Origin of the sequence: Actinomadura physcomitrii (genome assembly GCF_008923205.2) — a bacterium.
In the GTDB taxonomy this organism is placed as follows: domain Bacteria; phylum Actinomycetota; class Actinomycetes; order Streptosporangiales; family Streptosporangiaceae; genus Spirillospora; species Spirillospora physcomitrii.
On the sequence record NZ_WBMS02000015.1, the window covers coordinates 187,543 to 213,311 of the forward strand.

The following is a 25,769-nucleotide window of genomic DNA, read 5'->3' on the forward strand; positions in this document are numbered from 1 at the left end:
GCATACCTGCACATCCGGTGCCCGTCCGGGCGCCGTCACCACCCATCGGGGGAATCATGACCGCGCACATCGTCACTGCACCCGCACCCGCCACCGGTCCGACCGGCACCACTACCGGCACCGCGCCCGCTTCGGGAACAGCACCGGCGCCCGCCGTCATAGCGCCCACGCCCGCCGCTGTCGCGGGTGCCGGGTTGGGTGGGGCGTGGCTGCCGCTGTCGGCGGCGTTCACCGACGCCGTCGCCGACCTCACCGACCGCGAAGACCTCACCGTGCAATGTGCGCCGGGTCTGGGACAGGGCGCGCCGGGGTGCTTCGTGCCCGCACTGGCCACCATCGAACTCGACGGCACCCACCTCGGCCACAGGCCCGACACCTGCGACCCCACCCGCCCCGCCGACCGGCACCGCTACCCGATCCTGTGGGGCGTACTGGTCCACGAAGCCGCACACGCCACCCACACCCGCTGGGAACCACCAACCGGCGCACCCGCCGCCGTCTTCGACGCGGCTCTCGCCTTGGAAGAGTCCCGGATCGAGGCGGCGCAGGTGCGGCGCCGCCCCGCCGACCGGTCCTGGCTGCGCGCCGCCGCCAGCAGCCTCATCCTCGCCGACTTCTTCACCCCCACCACCAGCACGCACACGGCCACCGCAGCGACCGCACCCGCCACCGTCCCGCACGGTGCGTCCGGTGCGTCGGCGACACCGGCGACCGCGCCCGGTAGCGGCGCCGGTGCCAGCGGGACCGGTAGCGGCGCGTCCGGCGCCGTAGCGTCCGGCACCGTGGCGGGTGCGGCGGTCACCACACCCGGCGCGGCAATGACGCCGTGGAACGCCGGACGCGCCGCCGCGCTGCTGCTGGCCCGCACCGACGCCGGAATCCTCACCCTCGCCGAAACCGCGCCGCTGCGCGAGGTCGTGGTCGGGGTGCTGGGTGAGTCACGGTTGAGCGCGCTGTCGGCGCTGTGGCACATCGCCCATACCACCGGCGACACCGACGGCGAGGCGATGCTGGAACTCGGGCGGCGGTGGTGCCGGATCATCGGCGCCCGCCCCGATCACCCCGCACCCGTCCCACAGCCCGGCACCCCCGGCGCCTCCGGCGACCCGTCCCCTCTGGTCAAGGCGGTCGGTGAGACCCTGATCGCGGTGCACGCCTCTTCCGACACCCGCGCCACCGCACCCGGCACCCCCGGCGCCTCGAGCACCGCTGCCAACAAGGGAGAAGAACGCCGGCGAGAGAAGAAGGCGCGGGAAGAGGCACAGCGGGCGGCGCGGCGCGTGTTCGCGCCCAGCACCACCCCCACCACCGCCCGGCGCGGGCCCACCGCGATCACCAGCACCCGGACGCCGGAACCGGCCGAGCAGGCCGCTGCGCGCCGGTTGGCGCGGCAGTTGCGGTCCGCCGCGCACCGCGACCGCGTCACCACCCGCACCACCTCGGCCACCCCGCCCGGACGCCTCAGCATGCGGGGCGCCCTGGCCGCCGACGCCCAACGCGCCGCCGGAACCACCCCCACCGCCGAACCGTTCACCCAGACCATCCGCCGCCACGTGCCCGCGCCGCCGCTACGCATCGGCATCGCCTGCGACGTCTCCGGGTCCATGAACGAGTTCGCCCGGCCGGTCGCTTCGGCCGCGTGGATCATCGCCCGCGCCGCCGGACACGTCCCCGACGCCGTCTCCGCGTCGGTCATCTTCGGCGCATGGGTGCGGGCCCTCACCCACCCCGGACAGACACCCGCTCAGGTCCCGGTATTCGCAGCCAACGACCCGTGCGAGGACTTCACCACCGCCGTTGACGCCCTCGACGCCGCCCTCGATCTGACCCGCCCCGGCGCCGCCCGCCTCCTCGTGGTCGTCTCCGACGGCCGGTTCAAAGACCCGCACCCCACGCTCGGCCAGCAGCGCCTCGACCGGCTCACCGCGTCGGGATGCGCGGTGTTGTGGCTGGCGCCCCACTCGCACGCCACCGTCCTGAACGGCGCCCACCCCATCACCCTCACCGACCCCGCACAAACGGCCGACACCATCGGCGCCGCTGCCACCCGCGCCCTCCGCAACGCATGACCGCGTCCGACCTGGGCCCCGCCGGGGCCCAGGTCGGACGGCCCGGCGGGCCGACCGCACGCGGAGCCGGACATGGTCCCGCCGCGCGCAACCGCCGTTCCCGCCGTACGACCGCGCCACCACAGAGAAGCCCGGTCCATTGCCATGGGAACAGCGCGATACAACGCTCCGCGGACCCGAACCGGCCAGGTCCGGAGGCGGCCGGACGGGCCCGGCACGCGGCCCCCGGGCCACGTCCCGCGCCGCCCACCAGCCAACTGCCAAAGTCTCGCCGAGGGTGCGCTCTTCGAGATCACCCATCTCTTCTACGCACGACACCACCGATGCCTGGGGCGTATTGCCCCTCGTACCGAAAGGACCGATCCGTGAACCGCAACGCGCATGCCGTACCGGCCGAGCCCGCCCACCCCTGGCTGATCCAGGAGTTGTGCGGCCTCATCGACATCACCGCCGAACTGGACGCCAACCCCCGGGACCGCTATGCGGTCACCCAGAAGCTGATCAAGGCGGCCTACCGAGTGGCTGCCGCGACCGAACCCGTCCTGGACCGGGACGCCGCGCTCATCACCGCGCTACGCGAGGCCGCCACCGCCCGGCCTGCCGCGTCGGATGCCTGCCCTGACTGCCGCATCGTCGAGTGGTGCGGTCGCCACGCCGTCGGTCTGGACGTCGCCGACACCTACAACGACCTCGGCCGTGCCCTCTACGGCCCCGTCTACGACCAGGAACACTCCACCCGGACCATCGAGGAAGGCAGGGCTCACCGCCCATGACTCGATGGCAGCACGGCAAGCAGTGGGTCCGGGCCGGCCGGAGGGCAAGGTCAGCCAGAGGTCAAAGTGCGTCGGGGCGCGGCTGGTTCTCGGCGCTGATGATCTGCTTGACCTTGCGGCGGTCGAGGCCGTGTTTGTCGGCCAGGTAGCGCTGCGAGAGCGGGCGGCCGGGCCCGTTGAGGCTCGCGCGGTACTCGGCCAGCACCGCCTGCTCCACGGTCTGCTCCACCGCAGTGCGCGCGGAGTCTGGCCGCACCAGAGTGGTGCACCGGTGAGGCTCAGCACCGGTCCGGGGCTGTATCGCGTTGCGGATGAGGGTCATCAGCAACTCGAAGGAGCCGATCAGGGCGAGGGCGGGCCATGCGCTGACCAGGGCGCCGATGACGCCGTGAGCGGCGCCGTGCGCCACGTTGGCGCCGACGGTCGCCACGATGCCCGCTGCCAGGCTCCATCGGGCCAGCGCCGGTACGGGACGGCTGCGTCGCCCGGCGTCCAAGACGACCATCGACGCGGCCCAGATCAGGCCGTCCACGGTGACGGGGACCAGCCGTGCCGTCAGGCCCTTCTCGCCGTGGGAGCGGGTGAGTTCGAGGATGTGCGCATAGGAGATGGTTGCGGCGACACCGGCCACAACGATCACGGCGAGGGCGGTGGTGGCCTGGGCGAGACGATCCGGCCACGCTGCCGCCTGCCGAGCCTCTCCGGTTCGGTGGAGCCAGCCGTTCTGCGGGTTCTCTTCGCTCATGCGCGGGGCGCCGCGGGTCGGGTGAAGCCGAGGAGGCTAGGGCGGGTGTAGGGCTGGATCTGTACGACGGTGCCGGCGTGGGGTGCGGCGATCATTCTTCCGCCGCCGATGACCAGGCCGACGTGTCCGGGGTTGGTTGTGGAGGTGCCGGGCCCGGAGTTGAAGAACACAAGGTCGCCGGGCTGCTCTCGGCCTTTGGTGATGTGGTGGCCGTGGCGCCATTGGTCGCCGGTGACGCGTGGAATTGTGACTCCGGCGGCCTTGTAGGCGGCGTAGACCAGGCCGGAGCAGTCGAAGGCGCGGGGCCCATCGGCGCCCCACACGTAGGGCTTCCCGAGTTGCGCGCGGGCGAACGCGATCGCGGCGGCGGCCGCTTTCCCCAGCGGCGCGGTGGTGAAGGCCCCGGCGCCTCTGCAGCCGTCTTCTACCGAGTCGCCTCCGGACGCTGCGTAGGCGCGGGCTTGGCGCAAGACGAGATCGACGTACTGGTCGGAGTGGTTGTACTGGAAGAGCGCGGCGCGGATCTTGCCGGGTGCGCCGTTGTGTTTGAGGTAGCGGGCGGCGGCGGGGATCGCGTCGGCGGGGTCGTAGATGTTCGTGTGCCCGTCATGGTCGCCGTCAACGCCGAACGCCTTCCAGGTGCCGGCGAGGAACTGCATAGGGCCTGCGGCGCCGGCGGAGTTGGTGCCGGTGCGGATGCCCGAGCCGGGGCCGCGCCCGTGGTCGGACTCGACCTTCCCGACAGCGGCCAGCACATTCCAGCCGACCCCGTACTCGGCTCCGGCTTTACGGTAGAGCGCCATATATGCGGGCGGGATCTTGGTACTGGTCTTGCTCGGTGAGGGTTGGCAGGCGGCCTCGCCGGTGGAGCCGGGCATGACGGCGCTGATCACCGCGACGAGCACGGCCATCAGTGCCACGACGCCGACGACCGCTCCGACGATCAGCGGCATCAGGAGCCCGCCGAATCTCGGTGGTGATCGTGCCTGGGCACGGTCGCCCAGACGTGCGCGAGGTCGCTGAGCCGGTGTCGAGGGCCGGTGGCGCCGGCGGATTGCCAGACGGGTCCGGCGGGTCCGTCGGGCGAGGTAGCGGGTGTGTGGACGGCGGTGGCGACCGGGATCTCGGGTGTGCCGAGGAGTCGGCGCAGGTTGGCTTCCCGCTTGGCGGACGGCAGCCAGAACAGGACAGGAGTGGTGGTGCCAGTGGCTTCGGCGAGGTCGGCATAGCCGCCGAGTTTCGCGATGACACGGGCGAGGGGCTCGGTGCCGGTGTCGTGTTCGAGGAAGAAGTCGAGCGTGCTCGATGAGCCGTCGGTGCGGAGCGTTGTCCAGCGGCCGAAGGCGTCGGGGTGGGCGAGATCGCCCCACAGAGCCGCACAGCGAGACTCCGACCACCACTGCTCAACGGCGCCGCCTTGGCGTCGGGCGCAAACGTGCAGTGCGACGAAGAACTCGTTCACGCCGACCTGGTGCGCGAGCCGGGGCGAGACGGCGATTGCCGTGGCGGTGTCTTGCCGGTAGCCGAACTCGGTGATGCTTCGGCCCTGCTCGACCGCCAGGACGTGCGCGCCGGCCGGGCCGAGGATCCAGTGCCACGGTTTGGAGCCGACGGGCGTCCACGGACGGAACCGCAAGAGAGCATGGTGTCGGTGTAGGTGGTTGAGCCGTTGCCGGGCCCGTTCCGGTGTGGGAAAGAACAGTCGGGTGAGTTGTCCAGTGGTCAGGACGCGGTGTTCCCAGACCAGGGCGAGCAGATCCCGGTCGCGGGCGGTCAGCCGATAGACCAGGTCCGCGATCACGTCGGCGGACAGACGAGGTGCGCGGATTTGGGAACCACGCAGCCGAGTATCGGTCGTGCGCCGTCGGGTCATCGCCGCTCCTCTGCTTCGGGCGGTACCGCATTGCTGGTCAACGCGGCGGATTCGTCTGGCTCGCTACCGGGCTTGGAGGGTGACGGCGACGGGGCGTCCAGGTCTCTCAGCCCGACGTCGGGGATCGACCGCGGGATGCGCTGTGGTGCGAACCGTTCGCGTGAGGCGGTGCGGACTGCGGTTGCTCGTCCGGGGATCGGGTCGGGGAGGGGGCGGGTGCGGAAGGTGAAGGGCGGTGTGGGTGTGTTGCCGTCCATGAGGCGGGCTGTGGCTTGGTAGGCGGCCAGGTGGGACAGGTCGTGTGGTGAGAGCAGGGGTGCGGTGTGGCGGGCGAGGTCGGTGGCGTCTTCGGGCGAGGCGGCGAAGTAGATCTTGTTGCGGGCGTCCGCCGACACTGCCTCCCGCAGGTCCTTGGGGAGCTGGGAGAGGTGTTGGTGGGCGATGGTGAGGCTGAATCGGTAGGCGCGGGCTTCGGCGAGGATGTCGCTGATGGAGCCGGGCAGGTTGAGGAAGTTGTGGGCTTCGTCGATGTAGGCGGCGGTGTCGGGGCGGTTGTGCTCGGCTTGGGTGGCGCGTGGGGTGATGGCCTGCCAGGTGTGGGCCAGCAGGAGTGAGCCGAAGAGGCGGACGGCGTCTTCGCCGAGGACGCCTTTGGGTAGGCGGGCGAGGATGAGGCCGCCGGTGGCGAGGGTGGCGGACAGGTCGACGGTGGACGCGCCGCCCGACAGGGTGTCGCGGATGAAGGGGCGGAGCAGGACGGCGCGGAGTTTGTTCATGACGGGGCTGATCACCGAGGCGCGGGCGGCGGGGGTGAGTTCGTCGTAGGAGGCCCAGAATCCGGAGAGGAGTTCGTCGGTGAGGCGTGCGGTGATGCGGGCGCGGTAGGCGGTGTCGATGAGGAGTTTGGGGATGTCGGCGAGGGTGGCGCGGGCGCCGTTGACGCGGGTGAGGGTGAGGCAGGCGGACCGGAGCAGGTCGTCCAGGCGGGGTCCCCAGGCGGAGGTGAAGCAGCGTCGGAAGGTGGTGACGATCGACTCGGCCGCGAACGCCGGGTCGTGCCCGGCCAGGACGTTCAGGCATGGCGGACGTCCCGCTGTGGCCGGGTCGAATACCACGGTGTTGCCGATGGCGCGTTCGGGGAGGCGCTCAAGGATGTCGGCAATCAGGTCGCCTTTGGGGTCGATGACCAGGGCGCCGCGTCCGGCGGCGGCGTCGGACAGGATGAGGGCCGCGAGGAAGGTGGATTTGCCGACGCCGGTCTGGCCGAGGACGTGCAGGTGTTGGCGGGCGCCGGCAACGGTGAGGCCGACGGGGCGGGGTGCGCCGGCGTCGGAGTCGCCGAGGATCCGGATGCCGGGTCCGGAGACGGGGATCGCGGGTGAGGGCGCGGTGGGGCGGGCGCCGGCGCGGGTGACACCGGGTGCGGCCAGGTCGTAGGGCAGGTGCGCAATCGCGGCCAACTCGGCGACCGAGAGCAGGTAGCCGCGGTGCAGGCGGCGGTCGGCGAGGCGGGTGGCCGGGTGACGGAGTCGGCGGCGGCGTAGGTACTGGTGGCCGGAGGTGAACAGCGCGAACGTCGAGGCGGTCTCGTGCGCGTGCGCCCGCAGCCACCCGTTGTCGATCTGATCGGGGTGGCGGCTGGCGACACCGTAGATGATCTGGACTTCGAAGCGCGGTTGGGCGGCTTTGCTGAGGATGGCACGGACTTGTTCGGCGTGTTCGGGGTGTTGGCGGGTGAGCTCGGTCGGGTTGTGGTGTCCGGACATGCCGGGGGTGACCAGGTCGAACAGGTGGTGTTGGGGTGCGGTGGAGCGGCCACCTCGGAGCGCGGACGCGGCGCGGTAGGCCTTGCCGAGGCGTCGGCCGATGGCCGGACGGGCGAGGATCTGCACCGCCAGGTGTTCGCCTTCGGCCAGCCCGGAGGCGGTGCCGAGCAGCCCGCGCAGCGGGTCGGCGTCGTGGTCGCTGGCGAGCGGGAAGTGTTCGGGCCGGGCCAGGACCAGCCGCCCGCCGGCCGCCTCGTAGCCCTGGTCGAGTGGGAGCGGTGGTGTGGCGGGCTGGGTCGTGAGGGTGGCGCCGGGCCAGGACGCCCGGATCGTCTTCTCGACTATTCCAGGCGGGATGGTGCCAGGAGCCCAGATGCGGAAGCGGACACCGTTGTGGTCGGCAACGTACTCGAAGGCCAGGTGCGGCTGTCCGAAGAGCAGGCGTTTCCAGCGGGGAAGGGTCAGGCCGATGAGGCGGGCCCACCAGGCGGCGGCGCTGGCCGGCTCAACCTTCGGCGGCACCGCCACCTCGACCAGCCGGGCTCCGGGGATGAGCCTGCTGTTGCGCCAGTCCCGCAGTACCCAACCGAAGGCCGTCCAGCCGACGGCGACGCCCGCGATCCCCGCCGCGATCGCGGGTCCGTATCCCATGGTTAGGCCGAGGAGCCGGTGCGGGGCGTGCCCGAGATTGGAGAGGAGCCCGTACAGCCCCATCCCGGTGGTGTCGCTGATGAAGGTCATGGGATTCATCGCGGGTCGTTCTCCCTGTCGGCGGTCTCGCGGTTTTGTGTGTGGGCGGCGAGTTCGGCGGGGTCGGTGGTCACCAGCTGGTGTTCGTGCGGACTGGCCATAGCGCTAAAAGCCGCCCTGTCGGAACCGGCACCGGTTCCGCACAGCAGTCCCTGGCCCCTGTCGGCGGCCAGCAGCAGGGCCTTCTCGCCGTCGGTGAGGTCGAAGGCGTCGGCGATCTGGTCGATGGCCTGGGGTGCCTGGCGGAGCAGGATCTGGGTGGCGGAGTTGGCGATCACCGATCGCCCCAACTCGGTGGACAGCAGGTCGCCGGCGTCCTGGGTGACGACGGCGAGTCCGGCCCAGTGTTTGCGGGCGGACTTGGCCAGCCGGTACAGGAACCGTGCGCCCTCGTCCTCGCGCATGAGGGTCCACGCCTCGTCGACCACCACCAGACGGCGTCGCCGATCGGCCGGGTCGGTGACGGTCCGCCAGATCGCATCCAGGGCCAGGAGCATTCCGATGGTGCGGACCTCGTCGGGCAGGTCGCGGAGCGAGAAGGCGACCAGGTGTCCGGTGGGGCGGGTGGTGGTCGGTCCGGCGAATAGGCTTCGGTAGGAGCCGGTCGCGAACGGCGCGAGCCGCGCCGACAGATCGGCCGCGGTGCCCGCCTCCGGCGCGTTGGACTGACCCAGGGCGTCGAGTTGGTCGGTCAGGCCGGTCAGGACGGGCGCGGGGCGCGTCCAGGTGCGGGGGTCGGAGTTGACGCCGCAGGCGCGGTAGGCGGCCAGCACCGCGCGGTCCAGCACTGCTCGCTCTCCCGGTGTGAGCGGTTCGTCGAGCATCGCCCCGATGAGGGTCTGCAGGAACAGCGCCCGCCGGATGAGGGTGTCCTCGCCCTGCCCTTGCGGAAGGTCGAAGGGGTCGAAGCAGACGCCGGGTGCACCGAGGGAGATGTGGGTGCCGGCGACGTCGTCGCAAAGGCGCCGGTATTCGTCTTCGGGATCGATGACGGCGACATGGACGTCCTGGTAGAGCAGCCTCAGGACTTCCAGCTTGGTGAAGTAGGACTTGCCGGCGCCGGAGCGGGCGAGGGTGACGGAGTTGTAGTTGTCCTGGGCGAACCGGTCCCAGAGCACCACCCCGGCCGAGTAGGCGTTCAGCCCGTACAGCACCGGTGTCTCGCCCAGCGCGGGCTGCAGGTCGGGTGAGGTGAAGGGGAAGGACGCGGCGAGCGCGGCGGTGTCGAACACCCGCCGCGCCCCGATCGCATCGGCGGCCAGCGGCAGGGTGGTGGTCCAGCCTTGCAGGGCGCGGAAGGTGGTGGGCTGGGCGTCCAACAGCAGGGACGCGGCCAGCGCCCGAACCCGCTGCACCTCGCCCTCCAGCACGTCCGGATCGTGGGCGTGGACGGTCAGGTACAGGCCGGCGCGGAACAGGCGGCCGTGGCCGCGGGCCAGGGAGGCGGCGAGTTCGGCTGCATCATCGGCTGCGACTTCGGCGGCGAAGTCGGCCAGCCGCCCCCGCTGCGCGTCGGCCCGTGACGCCGACTCTAGGCGGGCGAGCTGGCGGCGGAGCCGCTGCGCGGCGACCAGCGGCGGAATCGGGTCGATGTGCAGGGACACATCCAGGCGACCGGGGTAGGTCAGCAGCGGCTCCAGCCAACCCGCACCGACCTCGCGCGGGTACCCGGTGATCGCGAAGGAGGAGCACACCCCGCCGGGCAACTCCAGCGACCTGGCGTTGACGCGTAGCGCCGACGGCCCCAACCCCAGCCCCGGCAGGTCCGGATCATCTTCGTGGCCGTTTTCTGCGACGCCATCGGCTGGGGCGCCTGCTTTGGTGGTGAGGCCGAGTGTGCGCGCGAGCGCGCCGAGTGAGGTTCGCATCAGCCTTCCTTCCGGTGGGTGATCACGTCATCTGAGGTGGGGGTGTCCACAAGAGGGGGTTCACCTGGGGATAGCGATTCGGTCAGGGCGGCCGTGGTGCTGTTGGCGTCCAGGACCTCGGCCGGGACGCCGAGCGCGGCCAGGCTCTGCACGGCTTCGGCGGCCCGTCGCAGGGCGACTGCGGCGGCTGAGTCGCGTCCCACTCGCCGCCGTTCGCGCCGCCGCCACGGCAGAACCGAGGCGGTGGCCGAGGCGGGGATGTGCCCTGTGATGGCGATGAGGACCTGCCGGATGAGCAGGTCGTGTTCGGTGCCGAGGTCGGTGAGGAACGCGGCGTGCGCGCGGGCGGCCTCTTCCAGTGCTGGGTCGGGCAGCGCGGGGGCGTGTCGGGTGATGTGGTCGGCCAGGCCCGTCAGGTCGACCGGGCGCGCCTGGACCAGGATCTGCACGGGGGCGTCCAAGGAGTTGAGCCACCGGCCAAACACCGCCACCAGCCCGGCCTGCTCACCGGCCGTCCGCAGCCCGAAAGCGACAGTGCCGGCGCGGACGATGACGGCGACCCCGCCCTGCGCCAGTTCCAGGGCCCCGTCTTGGCGGACGGTGCGGACCGGAAGCCGCAACGGCTCGGGCAGCCGTCCGCGCATCCTGCACCAGGCCGGCGGCGGCTGCACGGGCTCACTGGTCGTGACGCGTTGCTTGGATGCGCGCAGGTGGCGGAAGGCGGCGAGGGTGTAGCGGTCGAGGTTCATGCCGTCGTGGCGGGCGAACGCCAGCACGATCCCGGCCGCCGCGACCGGCACCAGTACTGCGACCAGCACCGGGAACGGCACCAGCGGCCCGAAGGTGAGCAACACCCACAGGCAGGCGGCGGCGGTACCGGCCAGGATCGTGACCTGCTTCGCGGTGAGGCCGTAGAGGATCTTGTCGGGCTGGTCGACGTCGGCAGGGATCTTCACGCTCATCGGCGCCTCGACGTGCTGGTGGCGGGTGCTCATCGGCCTCCCCTCCTGGCCCGGATCTTGGGCGGGTCGGTCCACAGGGTCAGCTGCCGGCGCGGTACGGGCCGTTTGGGCATGCCGGGCAGCATCAGCTGTCGCGACCGCACCCGCGCCCGCCCACTCGGCGCCGCTGGCCCGCTGAGCGAGGGCGGCCGGGGCCCGCGGGCCGCCGGGATCGGCAACGCCAGCTGCGTCGCCCGGCGCCCGGCCGAGCGCTTGCCGGCGGCTGACTTCCCGGCCGGGATCGGCAACGCGAGCTGCATCGGATGCCGGGTTCCTTGCCCGACGCCGGGTTCGGGTGATGGGCCTGGCGGCATAGGGATCGCTCCAGAAGGCATCGGGATCGCACCGGCGGGCAGTGCGAGCGGCGGATTAGAAGGACCGGGCAACCCCGGCGGTGTGCGTGAGGCGTCAGGCGCTTCCAGCGCGGGGCGGGACGGACCGGGCACCCCCGGCGGCTGCCGGAAGTACCGCCGAGGGGGCGGGGGCGGGGGTTTAGGTGGAGGCGGCGACGGCGGCGGTGGCTGCCAGAACTGGGTGGTGGGGACGCGGCGGCGCGTCAGCGCGCCGAGACCGCGGTAGAGGATGAGGCTTTTCACCAGTCCGGTCAGGGCGCTGGGCTGGGCGGCGCGCCAGATGGTGCGGGCGACCCAGGACGGGACGCGGACCATGATCCACAGCAGGCACAGCGCGAGCAGCAGATCGATCCCGGTCCCCGACGCGATCCCGGGAAAGTGATTACCGGAGCCGCTGGAGTCGCCGGGGTGGTGGATGTCGGAGAACAGCAGCCGGAACGCGGTTGCCAGGATCAGCGCCTGGCACACCCCGATCGCCAGAACCCCGCTGATGCTGCGCCACCACAACCGGGCCAGCCCGTCGGTGATCGGCAGGGCATGGAACATCAACGCCACCGGCGCCGCCGCGATCAAGACCATGGTGAGGGCGATCCGGATGATGTAGATGAACGCCACGCACAGCGCCAGCACCACCACGCCCAGCCCGATGAAGATCGTGAACGGCTGATTGGGGACCAGACTCGCGACGAGATAGGCGGCGATCGACTTGGCGACCCGACTCGGGTCGATCGCCTCGGCTCCGGCTTCGAGGAACGCCCCCGACAGGCCGTTGGCGAAGGTGATCGCGTACCCGATCAGGACGAGGCTGAGGTTGGAGGCGGCGAACGCACCCACCAGCCGCGCCACCAACTGCCCGGGCGTCAACTCCCCACCGGGCAGCGAGTGCCCGGCCATCAACAGCACCCCGCCGACGGTGATGAGCAGCACGTAGCAGGTGTTGGCGATCGTCTGGGATATGCCCCACAGGTCCCGGGCCCGCGCCATGTCCCCGGACTCCACCGGCGGGGTGCCCAGCACGGTCTGCGACAGCAGATGGAAGATCGGCTTGGCCGCACCGGTCACCAGATCGGCGAACCAGTCGTTCACCGCCTGCTTGGCCATGCACCCCATGTCCATGAACCCGCACCCCGACCCGCCCCCCGACCCGCCCCCCGACCCGCCCCCGTCCCCGCCGTCACCTCTGGCCGGGTCCTGGCCACCCGGAGCCAACGGAGCAGGTGAAGAACCTGGTGTCGGGGAAGGCGCAGGGCCTGCGGGAGTCCGCGAGGGCGCGGCGGGCGTAGTCGGAGAGGTAGTAGGCGCTGGAGGTTGCGGCGCCGAGGTCTGCGGAGTCGTCGGTGCGGTCGGTGACGGATTACCTTCGGGGCGCGGCGCGGGATCAGCAGCGCCCAGCGCCGGTCCGGCGCCCGCGCACACGACCGCGCCCGCCACCAGCCCGATCAGCAGCGCCGCCGTGACGAAGGACGCCGTGGATCTGCGTGCGCGCCCGGGTGGCATCGCGGTGCTGGTCACGCGGGCGCACCCACGATGCCCTGCAGCATCTTCACAAGCAGCGGTGCCAGCACCGCCACCGAGTACCCGATCGCCGCGTACCGCAGCGTCTTCTTGGCCGCCTCCACCTCGCCTGGGTCACCGCCGGCGAGCATGTAGCGGACCCCGCCGATCGTGGCGAACAACGTCGCCAAACCCACCAGCAACCCCACGATCACATTCCGCAGGTTGGTGATCACCTCTCCCAGCGACGCCGCCGCCGCGAGATGAGTGCTGGCATCGGCGACACCGGGCACCAGCAGCGCCGTCATCACGCACCCGGCCGTCCACACCAGCGATGCGGCCACCAACCTTCGCCGGGACGGTGTGGGCCTTCGGCTGGCGTCAGCGGCGGGGATGGACGAGCGGGTGGTGGGCCGGCGCGGCGGCTGGGCGCGGCAGCGTGGGTGGTGCGCGATTGGCTTCGGGTCCTTGCTGGTGCGCATGGCAGCGTCTCCGGAACATCGATTGACGGAATCGGCTGCCAGCCGGGCGATCAGCGGGAACGGTACGGTCCTCGGGCTGCGGGTGTCCTCCTTGACGGGAGATATGAGACGGATGATTGCGGCGGGGACCGGGTTTCTGGCCGTCCGCCCGAGGACCGCACCGTTCAGCGGTGATCTCGACTGGCACCCATGAAGCACCGTCGAACAGGCCCGAATTCAGAGTTCGGCCGCCATCTTGATCAAGACTTGAGACGCCCAGCGGACGATTTCCGCATCCGATAGCCGCATCGAGCCCGCAGCCGATGGGCGTTCTCGCCTTCTCCGATTTCGGCGCTCGGGAGAACACAGGTCATGAGCTGGTCAGCGCTTCTTGGCCAGATGATGGGGCGGATGGTCATGAAAATCGGGGCGCTCGACGGTGCTTCATCGGTGCACGGGGATCGGGTGGCCGTCTCGGGTCACCCAGCACATGAACCACACACCGTCCAACCCGAACCACTCACCCACCAGCAACACCGGCCCCAGCGGACAGCGGCGGATGGTCCCGCTGACCGTCTGGCTGTGCTCGGACACCACCGTCGCGAGGCCGGTCACGCCCACCCGCAAGCGCGACAGCCGTCCGGAACCCGCTGGGATCTGCGTCCAGCACCGCCAGGCCGTGGGCCGCCAGCTGGCCCGGCATCTGATCAGCACCTGCACCCTTGAGGGCGATCTGGTCGTCGAGGGCTTCACCACCAGCGAGGCCACCCTGGTCGCGGCCGCCGAACTCGACCGCCGCGCCATCGCGCTGGTCCCGCACTTCCCACTCGCCCAGCACATCGGCACCCGCCTGCGCGGCACCCTGGACCAGCGGCAGCTCAACCGAGTGCAGATGCGCCCCGTCCGACCCGACCAGATGTCCAGAGGACTCGCCGACCACCTCGGCCAGGTCTTCTTGGTCATCGCCGCACCGCCGCCGTATGAGACCGGCGGCCGCAACCTCGCACGAGCCTCCGGCGCGGACTGCCCGGCATGCCGGGCCGACCTGTGGATGCTCTCCAGCCAGCAACTCGGCCTCTTCCTGTCCGCGGCATGGCGCGTCCTGGCACCCGGCGGCGTCCTGGCCCTCACCACCACCGCCCGCCACCAGGCCGGGAGGCTGATCGATCCGGCGCCGCGCATCATCCGGCACGCCCAAAGCCTGGGGTTCCGCTACGCCCAGCATGTCATCGCGCTGCGCGTCCCGATCGAGGGCGACGCCCTGGTCGTGCAGGCCGGTCCCACCGACCTCGCCCACCTGCGCGACTCCCGCTCGGGCGCCCTACCGCCCACGGTCGCCGTCCACGCCACGGTGTCGCTGTTCACCAAGGGACAAGCACCCTCGGGTTCGGCCGCCGACGGCTCGCCCGGCGGGAGGACCCGATGAACCACCACGATGACCTGTCCCGCCGCGAGTTCCTGGCGTCGGTGCTGGCGACCGGGCAGCGTCCGTCTCGCCTGCAGCGGCACGGCCGCTACACACCCGAGTCGATGCGCCACCCCGGCAAGATGCTGCCCGCCATCGCCTCCACCGTCATCGACGCCTTCACCCGTCCCCGTGACGTGGTGGTGGATCCGATGTGCGGGATCGGCACCACCCTGGTCGAAGCGATCCATCTGGGCCGCGATGCCGCCGGGGTGGAGTACGAGCCCGACTTCGTCCACCTCACCATCAACAACCTGCGCCACGCCCAGGCCCAAGGCGCCACCGGCACGCCCCAGATCGTCTGCGGCGACGCCCGCAACATCGCCACCACCTACCGAGGCCTGCGCGGCAAGGCGGCGCTTGTGCTCACCTCACCGCCCTACGGCTCCCACACCCACGGGCACATCCACTCCGGCCGAGACAACGGCGGCGGCAAGATCCACAAACGCCACCACCGCTACTCCACCGACCGGGGCAACCTCGCCCATCAGCCCCTACCCGGCCTCCTGGACGGATTCGGCCGCATCCTCGCCGGAAGCGCCACCCTGCTCCGACCTGGCGGCGTCATCGCCGTCACCGTCCGCCCGATCCGCGTGAAGGGGGAACTCCTCGATCTCCCAGGCCTGGTCATCGACACCGCCCAACGGCACGGCCTGATCCTGACCGGCCGATACGTCGCGTTGCTGGCCGGGCTTCGCAACGGCGCACTGGTCAACCGCGCTTCGTTCTTTCAGATGCTTGAAACCCGCCGCGCCCGCGAACGCGGACTTCCCGCCTGCGCCACAGCCCATGAAGACCTCCTGGTCTTCCAGGCGACGGGCGAGGGGGAGGGCCTCCGATGAGAGAACGCCGGCAACGAAAGCGAACCGGGCTCAGCAGAGCTGCGGAGATGCTGCTCCTTCTCCAGTCCGGTCTGTGTGGCCGTTGTGGACGCGCCTGCTACGCCACTCGCCGTATCGCCCGCCACGCTGTACGCATCGCAGCACCCAGTGCCAGACTGCGCGCCTATCGGTGCGGCGAAGCCTGGCACCTGACCGCTGTGCCGGACAGGCCGCAGTTCGTCGACCCGCCGGTCACCATGGCGCCCGCGCGACGAGGCGCCGGCCTTGACCTCCGAGCCCGAGGCGAGCGTAGATACCGCAATCGTCATCGCACCCAGCGTGACGGCAACCGCCGGGGCCGTACGGGCTCCCGTGCCAGGGTCAGCGAACCGCACACGGGACTTCGGTGACCGACACCAGCAGGAAGCTGCGCCTGGTCGGGCCCGACGAGCCTCCACGGTTCACCCCCGGCGTGGCCAGGGCGTTGCTGCAGATCCTGCTCAACGCGACTGGAAATCCAAGAACCAAAGAGAAGGAGTCCTCACGTGAACGGTCCGAAGGAAGGGAACGTTGCTGAGCTGTCACAGGGCGAAGCCGCGGTGCCAGAGTCGGTTCCCTCCAGTCTTCGGTTCGCGTTCTATGGGCGCGTCTCGACCGAAGACAACCAGGACCCAGACGCGTCGCGCGCCTGGCAGCTCCGCCGAGCCCGCGGGCTCATCGAGCCCAAGGGCGGAGTGATCGTCGCCGAGTTCTTCGACGTCGACAAGTCCCGCTCGATCCCGTGGTCGCGTCGTCCGTACGCCGCCGCGCTGATCGACGAGCTCAAGAACCCGCAGCGGAACTTCGATGCGGTGGTGATCGGGGAGCCGCACCGCGCCTTCTACGGCAACCAGTACTCCCTCACCTTCCCCCTCTTCGAGCACTTCCAGGTGCCGCTGTGGGTGCCCGAGGTCGGTGGGCCGATCGATCCGGCCAACGAAGCCCACGACATGATCATGGGTGTGTTCGGTGGCCTGTCCAAGGGGGAGCGGAACCGGATCAAGATCCGCGTCCGGTCGGCCATGGCGGCGATGACGGTGACCGAGGGCCGCTACCTGGGCGGACGGCCGCCCTACGGCTACCGGCTCGCCGACGTAGGTCCGCACCCCAACCCGGCCAAGGCCGCCGACGGCAAGCGACTGAAGCGGCTGGAGGCGCACCCGGTCCACTCCCTGGTGGTCAAGTGGATCTTCGCGCAGTACATCAAGCAGCATGGGCGAGGACTGACCGACATCGCGGAGGAACTGACCCGGCAGGGCATCCCTTCCCCGTCGGCCAGCGACCCGGCTCGCAATCCCCACCGCGACCAGTTCGCCTGGTCGAAGTCGGCCGTCCGGACGATCATCAACAATCCGAGGTACACCGGCCGGGAGGTCTGGAACAAGCAGCGCAAGGACGAGGTCCTCATCGACGTCGACGATGTCGCGCTCGGCCACATGACGAAGATGCGGTGGAACGACCGCTCCGACTGGATCTGGTCGGAGTACAAGGTCCACGACGAGCTGATCAGCATCGAGGACTTCGAACGAGCCGACCGGCTCCGGCAGTCGCGGGCTCGGGGCAGCTACTGCAAGAAGGGCAACCCGGCCTCACGCCCGTACGTCTTTCGGGGCTGCCTTCGCTGCGGTTACTGCAGACGCAAAATGCAGGGCAGTTGGAACAACCGGCAGGCGTACTACCGGTGCCGCTTCGCCAGCGAATACGCCCTGGTCAACGAGCTGGACCATCCCAAGGTCGTCTACCTGCGAGAGGCCGAGATCCTGGGGGAGGTCGAAGGTTGGCTGGCGACGGCGTTCACTGAGGAGCGGGTCGCGGCGGTCATCGACATGATGGCTGCTCAGATGACCGACCCGGACGCGCAGAAGGTCGCCGACCTCCGTAAACAACTGTCGCGATGCGACCGCAAGCTGGTCCAGTACCGGGCCGCGCTGGACGCCGGAGCCGACATCGCAGAGGTCACCGGGTGGATCAACGACGTCAAGAAGGAGCAGGTACGGCTGGAACATGAGTTGAAGGCCGCGCCACGGGGTTCGGGCATCTCCCGCGATGAAATCGCTGAGCTGCTTCAACGCACGGGTGGTCTGGCTCAACTGGCCATCAACGCCGAGCCCGAGGACAAAGCCGACCTTTACCAGCAGCTGGGCCTGACGATGACCTATTACCCGCAGAGACGCGAAGTGGAGGCCCGGGTCATCCCGGAGCCTCCACATGTGCGGTCGGTGCGTGTCCGAGGGGGGACTTGAACCCCCATGCCCCGTGAAGGGCACTAGCACCTCAAGCTAGCGCGTCTGCCTATTCCGCCACCCGGACCGGTGTCGCTGACCGCAGCGCGGCTGCGGCGGGCTTCACCATACCAAAGGAGCCGAGTCGCGGCGAAGTCGATCGAGCGGGCACGATGGTGGGGTACGAGGACGGCTAGCGCGAAGGTGATCACTGTGGCCCACCAGCCGACCGCTGAGGACGAGGTCGTCGGGCTCTGCCAGGAGCTGATCCGGATCGACACCAGCAATCCGGGGGATCATTCGGGGCCCGGGGAGCGGGTCGCGGCGGAGTACGTCGCGGAGAAACTTGCGGAGGTGGGGCTCGAGGCGACGCTCCTCGAATCGCATCCGGGGCGGGCGAGCGTGGTGGCGCGGATCGAGGGGGAGGACCCCGGACGGGACGCGCTGCTGCTGCACGGGCACCTGGACGTGGTGCCGGCGCGCAAGGAGGACTGGACGCGGGATCCGTTCGGCGGGGAGATCGCGGACGGGTGCGTCTGGGGCCGCGGGGCCGTGGACATGAAGGACATGGACGCGATGATCCTCGCGGTGGTGCGGCAGCGGCTCCGGGAGGGGCGCAGGCCGCCGCGGGACGTGGTCCTCGCCTTCCTCGCCGACGAGGAGGCCGGCGGCAAGTGGGGCGCGCAGTGGCTCGTCGAGGAGCATCCCGGGCTGTTCGAGGGGTGCACCGAGGCGGTCGGGGAGGTCGGCGGGTTCAGCCTGACCGTGCCGGGGGACCGGCGGATGTACCTGATCGAGACGGCGGAGAAGGGCATCGCGTGGATGAACCTGACCGCCAGAGGGACGGCCGGGCACGGGTCGATGGTGCATCCGGACAACGCGGTGACGGCGCTGGCGGCGGCCGTGGCGCGGCTGGGCGAGCACCGGTTCCCGGTGCGGATGACGAAGACGGTGCGGGCGTTCCTGGAGCGGGCGTGCCTGGCGTACGGGGTCGAGTTCGATCCGGAGCGCCCGGAGGAGGCGCTGGAGAAGATCGGGCCGCTGGCGCGGATGATCGGGGCGACGCTGCGGCACACGCTGAATCCGACCCGGCTGGACGCGGGGTACAAGACGAATGTGATTCCGCAGAGCGCGACGGCTCAGGTGGACGGCCGTTTCGTGCCCGGTTATGAGGACGATTTCTTCGCGACGGTGGATGAACTTCTCGGTCCGGACGTGGAGCGGGATTTCGTGCATCACGACCACGCGCTGGAGACCGAGTACGAGGGGGCGCTGGTCGCGGCGATGGAGGCGGCGCTGACCTCGGAGGATCCGGGGGCGCTGCCGGTGCCGTACTGCCTGAGCGGCGGGACGGACGCCAAGTCGTTCGCGCGGCTGGGGATGCGGTGTTTCGGCTTCGCGCCGCTGAAATTGCCCCCAGAGTTGGACTTTTCCGGAATGTTCCATGGCATCGACGAGCGCGTTCCGGTGGACGGGCTGCGCTTCGGGGTGCGGGTTCTCGACCAATTCCTCGATCGGTCCTGAATTTCCCGTTGCCAATGCGATCAGTGGTGCTATCGTCACCGTTCGTAGGGACACGCCCTTCCCGCGAGGGATGGGCGGTGGTCGCAACGGAGGTCTCACGGTGGCGGGTGTCGCGGCGCGGGCAGGGGCGGTTCCCGTCCTGCCGCGCCGTGCCGTCGCCGGGCGGGTCGTCCGGCGGTTGCTCGTCCTCGCCGGCCTGCTGATCGCGGGCTGGCTCCTCGGCGGCATGGCGCAGCAGTCGGCCGCGCGCGCCGCCGAGCTGCCGGCGCCGCCGGCGCCGCCGGCGGTCGTGCCGGCGGCGAAGGCCCCGCCCGCGCCGGCCGAGGTCGTCGCGGACGGCGCCCCCGTGCTGGCGCACGTGCTGAAGGCTCCGCGCAGGCCGATCCCGTCGGTGGCCGGGGCCGTGAAGCACCGGGCGCTGGTGCCGGCCGGGTCCGCGAAGCCGGTGCGGCCGGCGCGAGCGGCCAAGGCCGCCGCGCCGCCGGTGCACCGGCACGCGAGCCCGCGGAAGGCGCACAGCGCTCCCCGCCGCGCGGCGAGGAGCGCTGTGCCGGTGCGCCGGTCGCCGGACCGGTCGCACGCGGTCTCCGGGACGCGCCAGGCGTCCCATGTCCGGCATCACCGTGCCCATGAGCGGCACCCCGCGCCTTTCCAGGCGCCGGGCCGGTCCGGCACGCATTCGGCGACCTGCGGCGGCGTTCCGATCGGTGCCGCTGCCGGCCTGCCGACCGTTTTCCCCTGGGCTCCGGTTCCGCCGCGAGCCTGCGTTCCGCGCCATTTCGGCGCGGTTCCCCCGGCCGTCCGCACGGCAGCGGACGAGCCTTCCTTCGCGCCTGACTAATCCCTGATCAGAACGCTCCCGGCGGGGGCCCGTGCGGCTCGGGCCCGGCGTGAGCGTGCCGTCAGGCGTGTCCTTTCCACGAGACCGAACGCGTGTCTCGGCATTCCATTCACCATCCCCCGAACGGAGCATCATGCGAACGTGGGCAAAAGGCACCGCGCGCACCGCGGCGCTCACCGCGAGTTTCGTCGCGCTCGGCGTCAGCGTCGTTCCCGCCAACGCCTTCGCCGACGCCACCAACGGCGACGGCAGCGTCCTCGGTGGCAACCAGGTCGACCTGCCGATCTCGGCGCCGGTCGACGTCAGCGGCAACGGTGCAGGCATCGTCGGCAGCGGGCACGGCGTGTCCAAGGGCGGGGCGTCCGTCCTGAACGGCGGCGGAGGCGGTGGCGGCCAGCGCACCTCCGGCAAGGGCAGCGTCGGCGGCGGCAACCAGGTGAACGCGCCGATCTCCGCGCCGGTGAACGTCTGCGGCAACGCGGTCGCGATCATCGGCAAGGCGGAGGCGGGCTGCGAGGGCGGCGCGACCGTGCACAACGGCGGCGGCGCGGGCCACGGCCGCGGCGGCCAGACCACCGGCGGCGCGTTCGGCGTCATCGCCGGCAACCAGGTCAACGCGCCGATCAGCGTGCCGGTGAACGTCTGCGGCAACGCCGTCGCGATCATCGGCGAGGCGATGGCCGGCTGCGAGGGCGGCGCGATCGTCAAGAACGGCGGGCACACCGGCGCCGGGCAGCGGACGTCCGGGCTGCACGGCGTGCTCGCCGGCAACCAGGCGAACGTCCCGGTCAGCGTGCCGGTGGACGTGTGCGGCAACGCGATCGGCAACGCCCTCGCCGAATGCGAGGGCGGCGCGTCGGTCCGCAACGGCGGGCACGGGTCCGGCGGGCAGACGACCGACGGGGCGTTCAGCGTCCTCGGCGGGAACCAGGCGAACGCGCCGATCAGCGTCCCCGCGACCGTCTGCGGGAACGCGGCGGCCCTGGTCGGCGAGGCGGGCGCGTACTGCGAGGGCGGTGCGCACGCGCGCAGCAGCTCCGGCGGCCAGCACACGTCCGGCACCGGCAGCGTCGGCGGCGGCAACCAGGGCAACGCGCCGATCAGCGTGCCCGTCGACGTCTGCGGGAACGCCGCCGCGGTGGTCGGCGAGGCCGCCGCGCACTGCAACGGGCAGACCCTGGTCGAGGGCCCGCAGGGCGGCGGGCGGACGTCCGGGAACCACAGCGTCGGGGGCGGTGATCAGGCGCACGCCCCGGCGAAGGCGCCGGCGGACGGGTGTGGGAACGCCGGCGCCGCCGTCGGCCGGTCCCTCGCGGACTGCCAGGACGGGCCGGGCTTCGGCGGCTACCGCCCCTACGCGCGGTCCGCCGGCGAGAACCCGGCCCCGCTGCCGGTGCACCCGGGACTGCCCGTCCTGCCGCAACTGCCCGCCACCGCGAACCACCGCGACGGCGGACCGGCCGCTCTGCCCGCGAGCAACCTGCCCGTGCCCGGCCTGCCGGACGCCGGGCAGGCCGTGTCCGGGACGGCCGCGCAGGTCAACGGCATCCCCGCGACCAAGAGCGTCCCGGTGTCGGACGTCCTGTCCGCGACGAACTTGCTGCCGGACACCGCCGAGCAGCGCACCGGCGCGCCGTCCCTGGGCCCGGTGCCCGGCCTGAAGAGCCTGCCCGTCCACGGCAAGCTCCCCACGGTGAGCAACCTGCTCGGCGGCGGCATGACGCCGGCGGTCGCGCCCGAGGTCAACGGGCTGCCGCAGGTGCCCGCCGCGGGTGAGCGGACGGTCCGCCCCGGCGGCAGTGGCATGACGATCGCGGCGCTGCCGGTGAACCCGGGCGCGGTGACCGGGAAGGCGGCGAAGGCGCTGCCGGCGGTGCCGGTCGTCCCGGTGGCCGCGAACGGCCGCTCGGCCGGTGCGGGCAACCCGCTGCCGGTCCCCGGCCTGCCGCGGACGAATGGGGTCAAGCTGCCCACGACCGGCGCCGTCAAGGCGCCCGCCGTGGGGAACGCCACGCTGCCCGCCGGGGCCGTCAAGGCGCCGAAGAGCGTGTCGGACCTCGGGCCGGTCCGGAACGTCGCCGAGCGCGAGCCGCTGGCGTCCGCGTCCGAGGACGGTTCGCTGTGGGCGCTCGGCGTGGCGGCGATCGCCGCGGCGTTCTGCGGCGCGACCGCGCTGACCCGCCGCCTGCGCCCGGTCCGCGGCTGACCGACCCCGGCCCGCGCCGGCCGCCGATCGCGGGCGGCCGGTGAGGGCCGGTCCAGCGGGGCCTGCCGGGCGGAGATCCACCCCCGCCCGGCAGGCCCGTCCATGAACGCTTTGCCCGTCCTGGATGGCGCGGTCCGGGGCGGGCGAAGCCTTTCGCGAACCGGAGCAGATCCGTCCGGGCACGCCGCCCGGCGAATATGATTACGCGACGTCATAGCATTCGCACGTAGTGCTACGCTCCGTCCAGAACTCGGCGGACCCGCCGCGAACGACCCCGGATCCACCGCTGACGGGAGGAACGGAGCGAACTTCCGCTACTCGCCCCGAACGGCCGGAACAGCCGGTGCGGCCGTCAGAAGGTGCGGACGGCGCGGATGACCTTGCGGCGCAACTGAATACGGCGGCGGCCGTCCGGGTAGAGGCGCAACCGATCGATCTCCCAGCCGCCGTGTTCGGCGTGCTCGGTCAGGATCTGCCGGGCGGTGTCACGCGTGGTGCCGGCCGGCAGTGACAGGACGAGGTAGGTGTACTGCACCATTGCGACCATTATTACTTGGTGGACCGGGTGTTGTGCATCGTACGGTGGCGGCCCGGTCCGCACGGGGGGTGGCGGCATGTCATCCTGTCCGGAGGCGGGCGGTGGATGAGAGTTGCGCCCGCCACGGGCGGAGCGGAACGAAGGGCGGCAGTGGGGCATCCGGGCATGAACCCGCCATCATGCGACGTTGTAGGAAGCCTGTGTAAGAAGAGCGTGAGCTAGAAGACCAGACAGCGAGGTTGGAGCGACTGTGCCAGCCAAGAACGGCACTGCGAAGAGTGGCCAGGCGAACGGCGCCGGCACGCGCCTGGTGATCGTCGAGTCGCCCGCGAAGGCGAAGACGATCGCGGGTTACCTGGGCCGTGGCTACATCGTGGAGTCCAGTATCGGCCATATCCGGGATCTGCCCGGGAGCGCCTCGGAGGTGCCGGCCAAGTACAAGGGCGAGCCGTGGGCGAAGCTCGGCGTGAACGTCGAGCGCGACTTCGAGCCGCTCTACGTGGTCAACTCCGACAAGAGGCAGCAGGTCGCCAAGCTCAAGAAGCTGCTGGCGGAGGCCGACGAGCTCTTCCTCGCGACGGACGAGGACCGGGAGGGCGAGGCGATCGCCTGGCACCTCCAGGAGGTGCTGAACCCCAAGGTCCCCGTGCACCGGATGGTCTTCAACGAGATCACCAAGGACGCGATCCAGCGCGCCGCCGCGAACCCCCGGCAGCTGAACATGCCGCTGGTGAACGCGCAGGAGACGCGCCGCGTCCTGGACCGCCTGTACGGGTACGAGGTCAGCCCGGTCCTGTGGAAGAAGGTCATGCCGAAGCTGTCGGCGGGCCGGGTGCAGTCGGTGGCGACGCGGCTGGTGGTGGAGCGGGAGCGGGAGCGGATCGCGTTCGTCCCGGCCCACTACTGGGACATCCTCGCCGAGTTCGACACCGGTAAGGAGGAGGAGCCCAAGGCGTTCAAGGCCGGGCTCGTCTCCGTGGACGGCAAGCGGGTCGCGCAGGGCCGCGACTTCGCGTCCGACGGCAGGCTGAAGACGAAGGACGCGCTGCACCTGGACGAGCCGTCGGCGCGCGCGCTGGCCGAGCGGCTGCGCGGACGGCCGTACGAGGTCAAGTCGGTCGAGTCCAAGCCGTACACGCGCAAGCCGTACCCGCCGTTCCGGACGACCACATTGCAGCAGGAGGCCAGCCGAAAGCTGGGCTTCTCGGCGAAGTACACGATGTCGGTGGCGCAGAAGCTGTACGAGAACGGCTTCATCACCTACATGCGAACCGACTCGATCACGCTGTCGGAGACGGCGATCACGGCGGCGCGGCGGCAGGCGGCGACGCTGTTCGGCGGCGAGTACGTGCCGGACAAGCCGCGCGTCTACCAGTCGAAGGTGAAGAACGCGCAGGAGGCGCACGAGGCGATCCGCCCGGCGGGCGACAGCTTCCGGACGCCCGCCGAGACGGGCCTGTCCGGCGACCAGTTCCGGCTGTACGAGCTGATCTGGAAGCGGACGATCGCGTCGCAGATGAAGGACGCGGCGGGCCGCTCGGTCTCGATCCGGGTGACCGGCATGTCCACGCAGAACGAGCTGGCGGAGTTCGGCGCGACCGGTAAGACGATCACGTTCCACGGGTTCCTGAAGGCCTACGTCGAGAGCGCGGACGACCCGTCCACCGACCGCGACGACCAGGAGCGGCGGCTGCCGAACCTGGAGCAGGGCGACCGGCTGTCGGCGAACGCGGTGGACGCCGAGGGCCACTCGACCCGCCCGCCGGCCCGCTACACCGAGGCGAGCCTGGTCAAGGAGCTGGAGGAGCGGGAGATCGGCCGCCCGTCCACCTACGCGTCGATCATCGGCACGATCCTGGACCGCGGCTACGTGTTCAAGAAGGGCACGGCGCTCGTCCCGTCGTTCCTGGCGTTCGCCGTGGTGAACCTGCTGGAGCAGCATTTCGGGAACCTGGTCGACTACGACTTCACCGCGCACATGGAGGACGGTCTCGACGAGATCGCCCGCGGTGAGGCCGAGCGCGTCCGGTGGCTGACCCGGTTCTACTTCGGCGACAACGGTGAGGAGGGGCTGAAGGACCTCACCGAGGACATCGGGGACATCGACGCCAAGGGGATCAGCTCGTTCCCGGTGAAGGGCTCCGACATCGTCGTCCGGGTCGGCCGGTACGGGTCGTACCTGGACCGGGACGGCGAGCGGGTCAACATCCCCGACGACATCGCGCCGGACGAGCTGACGGCGGAGAAGGCCGAGGAGCTGCTCGCGCAGCCGTCCGGCGACCGGGAGCTCGGCACCGACCCGGAGACCGGGCACATGATCGTGGCGAAGTCGGGGCGGTTCGGCCCGTACGTCACCGAGATCCTGCCGGAGGCGGCGCCGCCGGCCGAGGGCGAGAAGAAGAAGCGGACGAAGAAGGCGGACACCCCGAAGCCGCGCACCGGGTCGCTGTTCAAGTCGATGTCGCTGGACACGATCACGCTGGACGACGCGCTGAAGCTGCTGTCGCTGCCGCGCACGCTGGGCGAGCTGGACGGCGAGCCGGTGACGGCGCAGAACGGCCGGTTCGGGCCGTACATCAAGAAGGGCACCGACAGCCGCTCGCTCGGGTCGGAGGAGGAGCTCTTCACCGTCACGCTGGAGCAGGCGAAGGAGCTGCTGGCGCAGCCGAAGCAGCGCGGCCGGCGGGCCGCCGCGGCGGCGCCGCTGCGCGAGCTCGGCAAGGACCCGGCGAGCGACAAGCCGGTGGTGGTGAAGGAGGGCCGGTTCGGCCCGTACGTCACCGACGGCGAGACGAACGCCAGCCTGCGCAAGGGCGACGAGGTCGAGTCCATTACGATCCAGCGCGCCGCGGAACTGCTCGCGGAACGGCGTGAGAAGGTGGCCGCGGGCGGCGGAAAGAAGAAGACGACGACCCGCCGCCGCACCTCTGCAAAGTCCGGCTCATAACGACATTCACGCC

The 25,769-nt window shown here is 71.3% G+C and carries 18 protein-coding genes and 1 tRNA gene; 9 read left to right on the forward strand and 10 right to left on the reverse strand.

Annotated elements, in window-relative coordinates:
- Positions 1-56 precede the first annotated feature (56 nt).
- Both F8568_RS20755 and F8568_RS20760 read left to right on the forward strand, forming a co-directional pair.
- Positions 57-2,069, forward strand: coding sequence for a VWA domain-containing protein (locus F8568_RS20755; RefSeq protein WP_151595271.1), 2,013 nt, complete (start codon positions 57-59; stop codon positions 2,067-2,069).
- A gap of 365 nt (positions 2,070-2,434) precedes the next feature.
- Positions 2,435-2,842: a hypothetical protein gene (locus tag F8568_RS20760; RefSeq protein WP_151595273.1), complete on the forward strand. Its 408-nt coding sequence runs from the start codon at positions 2,435-2,437 to the stop codon at positions 2,840-2,842.
- Between the two features lie 61 nt (positions 2,843-2,903).
- Here the strand turns inward: F8568_RS20760 and F8568_RS20765 are convergent, their stop codons facing one another.
- From F8568_RS20765 to F8568_RS20800, 8 genes are all read right to left on the reverse strand, one after another.
- Positions 2,904-3,587, reverse strand: a complete 684-nt coding sequence (locus tag F8568_RS20765; RefSeq protein WP_151595274.1) for a DUF2637 domain-containing protein — start codon at positions 3,585-3,587, stop codon at positions 2,904-2,906.
- Positions 3,584-4,540, reverse strand: a complete 957-nt coding sequence (locus F8568_RS20770) for a C40 family peptidase (RefSeq protein ID WP_151595276.1) — start codon at positions 4,538-4,540, stop codon at positions 3,584-3,586. The genes F8568_RS20765 and F8568_RS20770 overlap by 4 nt, the downstream gene beginning before the upstream one ends.
- Positions 4,540-5,460 carry a replication-relaxation family protein gene (locus tag F8568_RS20775; RefSeq protein WP_151595277.1) on the reverse strand — a complete coding sequence of 307 codons (921 nt, stop codon included), beginning with the start codon at positions 5,458-5,460 and terminating at the stop codon, positions 4,540-4,542. Before F8568_RS20775 ends, F8568_RS20770 begins: the two co-directional genes overlap by 1 nt.
- Positions 5,457-7,976, reverse strand: a complete 2,520-nt coding sequence (locus F8568_RS49705) for a type IV secretory system conjugative DNA transfer family protein (protein WP_151595279.1) — start codon at positions 7,974-7,976, stop codon at positions 5,457-5,459. Before F8568_RS49705 ends, F8568_RS20775 begins: the two co-directional genes overlap by 4 nt.
- Entirely contained in the window at positions 7,973-9,844 is a 1,872-nt protein-coding gene (locus tag F8568_RS20785) for a VirB4 family type IV secretion system protein (protein WP_151595281.1), read from the reverse strand. The genes F8568_RS49705 and F8568_RS20785 overlap by 4 nt, the downstream gene beginning before the upstream one ends.
- A complete protein-coding gene (locus F8568_RS20790; RefSeq protein ID WP_151595283.1) occupies positions 9,844-10,839 on the reverse strand; it encodes a PrgI family protein in 996 nt (331 codons plus the stop codon). The genes F8568_RS20785 and F8568_RS20790 overlap by 1 nt, the downstream gene beginning before the upstream one ends.
- On the reverse strand, positions 10,836-12,314 hold the full coding sequence (locus F8568_RS20795) for a hypothetical protein (RefSeq protein ID WP_151595284.1): 1,479 nt from the start codon (positions 12,312-12,314) through the stop codon (positions 10,836-10,838). Before F8568_RS20795 ends, F8568_RS20790 begins: the two co-directional genes overlap by 4 nt.
- A 392-nt stretch (positions 12,315-12,706) precedes the next feature.
- Complete coding sequence (locus F8568_RS20800; protein ID WP_202125191.1) at positions 12,707-13,000, reverse strand: pilin; 294 nt, start codon at positions 12,998-13,000, stop codon at positions 12,707-12,709.
- 643 nt (positions 13,001-13,643) lie between these two features.
- Between F8568_RS20800 and F8568_RS20805 the strand changes: the two genes are divergently transcribed.
- The 3 genes from F8568_RS20805 to F8568_RS20815 all read left to right on the forward strand — a co-directional run bounded on the left by F8568_RS20805 (position 13,644) and on the right by F8568_RS20815 (position 17,721).
- A complete protein-coding gene (locus F8568_RS20805) occupies positions 13,644-14,579 on the forward strand; it encodes a hypothetical protein (RefSeq protein ID WP_151595286.1) in 936 nt (311 codons plus the stop codon).
- On the forward strand, positions 14,576-15,460 hold the full coding sequence (locus F8568_RS20810; protein ID WP_151595288.1) for a TRM11 family SAM-dependent methyltransferase: 885 nt from the start codon (positions 14,576-14,578) through the stop codon (positions 15,458-15,460). The genes F8568_RS20805 and F8568_RS20810 overlap by 4 nt, the downstream gene beginning before the upstream one ends.
- 524 nt (positions 15,461-15,984) lie before the next feature.
- Positions 15,985-17,721, forward strand: a complete 1,737-nt coding sequence (locus F8568_RS20815) for a recombinase family protein (RefSeq protein ID WP_160573684.1) — start codon at positions 15,985-15,987, stop codon at positions 17,719-17,721.
- Here the strand turns inward: F8568_RS20815 and F8568_RS20820 are convergent.
- A tRNA-Leu gene (locus F8568_RS20820) sits at positions 17,703-17,788 on the reverse strand. The genes F8568_RS20815 and F8568_RS20820 overlap by 19 nt on opposite strands.
- Before the next feature lie 125 nt (positions 17,789-17,913).
- On the opposite strand from F8568_RS20820, the gene F8568_RS20825 reads away from it, so the two are divergent.
- The 3 genes from F8568_RS20825 (at position 17,914) to F8568_RS20835 (ending at position 22,271) form a co-directional block, all read left to right on the forward strand.
- Positions 17,914-19,224 carry a M20/M25/M40 family metallo-hydrolase gene (locus tag F8568_RS20825; protein ID WP_328600970.1) on the forward strand — a complete coding sequence of 437 codons (1,311 nt, stop codon included), beginning with the start codon at positions 17,914-17,916 and terminating at the stop codon, positions 19,222-19,224.
- Positions 19,225-19,324: 100 nt separating this feature from the next.
- Positions 19,325-20,065, forward strand: coding sequence for a hypothetical protein (locus F8568_RS20830; protein WP_151595292.1), 741 nt, complete (start codon positions 19,325-19,327; stop codon positions 20,063-20,065).
- Between the two features lie 133 nt (positions 20,066-20,198).
- Positions 20,199-22,271, forward strand: coding sequence for a chaplin family protein (locus F8568_RS20835; protein WP_151595294.1), 2,073 nt, complete (start codon positions 20,199-20,201; stop codon positions 22,269-22,271).
- A gap of 352 nt (positions 22,272-22,623) precedes the next feature.
- Here F8568_RS20835 and F8568_RS20840 read toward each other — a convergent pair whose 3' ends face one another.
- Positions 22,624-22,809: a DUF5703 family protein gene (locus F8568_RS20840; RefSeq protein ID WP_151540728.1), complete on the reverse strand. Its 186-nt coding sequence runs from the start codon at positions 22,807-22,809 to the stop codon at positions 22,624-22,626.
- A gap of 250 nt (positions 22,810-23,059) precedes the next feature.
- Here F8568_RS20840 and topA point away from each other — a divergent pair, with 250 nt between their 5' ends.
- Positions 23,060-25,756 (forward strand): type I DNA topoisomerase, encoded by a 2,697-nt coding sequence (topA, locus tag F8568_RS20845; protein ID WP_328600971.1) that lies wholly within the window; start codon positions 23,060-23,062, stop codon positions 25,754-25,756.
- Positions 25,757-25,769 lie beyond the last annotated feature (13 nt).